Below are 2,747 nucleotides of genomic sequence, written 5' to 3'. Positions count from 1 at the left end.
GTGTGGGAGAGTAGGTCACCGCCGGAACATCATTAAACGGTCGAGAGCCCCAACCACACGGTCGGGGCTCTCCCGCATTTAACCCCCCAAACAGCACCACAGGCGCCGGCGCAACGTCCCGCCCACGCACAACACCCCACGCACCGGCCCTGGGTCAGCGGGGGAACTTCCTGCCGTGAATCCAGGCCAGGAGTTCGATCGCGAGACCGCCGCCCACCGCGGCGGTGCCCGCTGCGCGCAGTAGGTCCGGCGGCGGCCACGCGAGGTGGAAGAAGTCCTGGGCGAGCGGCAGGTTGAGCAGGAACAGGAGACTGGCGCACATCGCGAGAACCACCGCCAGCTTTTTCGCATCGAGTGGGCGCGAGACCACCGCGAGAATCCACAAGCCGATCACCGAAAGTGTCAGCACCGATGCGGACTGAAGGGTCTCCGGCGCTGCCCCGGCAGCTCCGCTCGACCGCGCGTAGAGGTTCAACCCGAGCAGTGAAGCAGTCACGATGAGCCCGGCGGGGACGGAGAAAGACAGTGACCTGCGCAGGAACCCGGGCCGGTAGCGGCGGGTATTGGCCACCAGCGCCAGGAAGAAGGACGGGATACCAATCGTCAAGCCGTCTGTGAACGACAGCTGGCGGGGCAGGAAGGGAAACTGCAGGTTGAGGATTCCGAAGCTGACCGCGATCGCGATCGAATAGGCCGTCTTGCTGAGGAATAGCTTGGACACCCGCTCAATGTTGGCGATGACCCGGCGGCCTTCGGCAACCACCCCGGGCAGCCGGTCGAAGCGCCCGTCCAGCAGCACCAGCCGGGCCACGGCTTTAGTGGCAGGTGCGGCCGAGTTCATGGCTATGCCCAGGTCTGCCTCTTTCAGTGCCAGCACGTCATTGACGCCATCTCCGGTCATCGCGACCGTGTGACCGCGGCGCTGAAGGGCTGCCACCATGTCCTTCTTCTGGTCCGGACTCACCCGGCCGAACACCGTGTTGTTATCCATCACCTCTTCTAGCAGCCGGGGATCGGCCGGGAGTTTCCGGGCATCGTACCCATCAGCAACGTCCAAACCCACGCTGCGCGCAATCGCCGCGACTGTCCGGGGGTCGTCCCCTGAAATGATTTTCAGCTCGACGCCCTCGTCGCGGAAGTAGTCCAGTGTCTCGCGCGCATCGGGGCGGATCTGTTCCCGAAACGTGAGCACAACGACGGGTTCAACGGCGGCCGGCAGGGTTGCGTCGTCGGCAGTGATGGTGGCGCCGGCGGCGTGGGCCAGCACAACGGTCCGCAGGCCGGATTCGGCGAGCCGACCGGCCCTGCCCAGCGCGGCTTCCGCCGCCGGCCCTGCGTCGGCGCCGCCAGTCCGGTCCGTGAGAACTACTTCAGGGGCGCCAAGGATCCAGGTGCCCGAGTTTGGGGTTCCGCCGTCGAACGTCACGGAGCTCCATTTCCGGGCGGAAGAGAACGGCACCGAAGAGACCGCCGGGCTGCCGCCGTTGTGCTCAAAAGCCGCCTCGAGGCATCTCGACGTCGCATTTGCCTCCGGATCCGCAGCGAACCAGCCTAGGGCGTGTTCCCACCCAGGTTCCGCGGGCTCGGACAGCTCGTGCACACCGTCGAAGATGATGCGGCCTTCGGTGAGGGTCCCGGTCTTGTCGAGGCAGAGGACGTCTACACGGGCGAGGCCCTCGACCGCCGCCAACTCCTGGATGAGAACCTTGTTCCCGGCCAGCCGGACCCCACCGACGGCAAAAGCCACGCTCGAGAGCAACACCAGGCCCAGCGGGATCATGGCGATGACGCTCGCAATCACCCCCACCAGCGCGGACGTCCAGGTGCCGCTGGCGATGGCCTGCTCCCAGCCGCCCCTGGACTGCATCTCGCCGTTGGCGACAATGAGGGCGACCGGCAACAGCGCCCAGGCGAGCCAGCCGAGAATCCGGTTGAGACTGTTGCGGATCTCAGAGTTGACCAGCGAGAACCGCTTGGCGTCGGCGGCGATCCTGCTGGAAAAGGAATCAGCGCCCACCCGGATCACCCGTGCCGTGCCCCGGCCGGCAACAATGAGCGAGCCGGAGAGAACTTCAGTCCCCGCATCCTTATCCACCGGGTCCGACTCTCCGGTAAGGAGGGATTCGTCGGCCTCCAGTCCGCGGGTCTCGAGGACAGACGCATCGGCCGTGACCTGGTCGCCGGCGCGCAGGACCAGGACGTCGTCAAGTACGACGTCGGCGGTCGGGATCTCCTGGACGGTCCCGTCACGCAGCACCCGGGCCAGCGGGGCCTCGAGGACCGCGAGGCGGTCCAGGGAGCGCTTGGCACGGTACTCCTGAACAACACCTATGACTGCGTTGCCGACGGCGGCCAGCCCGAAGAGTGCGTCCTGCCAGCTGCCAAGCAAAAGCAGGACGACAAAACTCGTCACCACGATCGCGTTGAACAGCGTCAGCACATTTGCGCGGACGATCTCCCAAAGGCTGCGGCTGGTTGTGTCCGGTACACGGTTGGCAAGCCCGTGCCTCATCCGGGAGGACACTTCGCCCTCGGACAGGCCGGTGGCGGCCGGTCCGGACACACGCCGATGGAGGAACTCTGGCCTGTGCCGCCGGCTTTCTGCCATCACCCCCTGATCCTAATGGGAGAGCGCCCGCATGCAGGTGATGCAGCCCACAGGAGCGCGTTTCCTCCTGACGGGTCTGTGGAGGGCCGGGTCCGGGTCTGGTTTCCGCGTCGTTGCGGGGTTTTTGGGGTGTGGGGGG

General features: G+C 66.4%; 1 protein-coding gene. It reads right to left on the bottom strand.

Annotated features, from left to right (window positions below):
- Positions 1–154: 154 nt before the first annotated feature.
- Positions 155–2,512: an HAD-IC family P-type ATPase gene (locus AC50YC_RS19755; protein ID WP_494954967.1), complete on the bottom strand. Its 2,358-nt coding sequence runs from the start codon at positions 2,510–2,512 to the stop codon at positions 155–157.
- Between the last annotated feature and the right edge of the window lie 235 nt (positions 2,513–2,747).

The organism is Pseudarthrobacter sp. MDT1-56 (genome assembly GCF_059383555.1).
The sequence above is the reverse complement of the archived record's forward strand: the minus strand, read 5'-3'. Positions and strand labels throughout refer to the sequence as shown.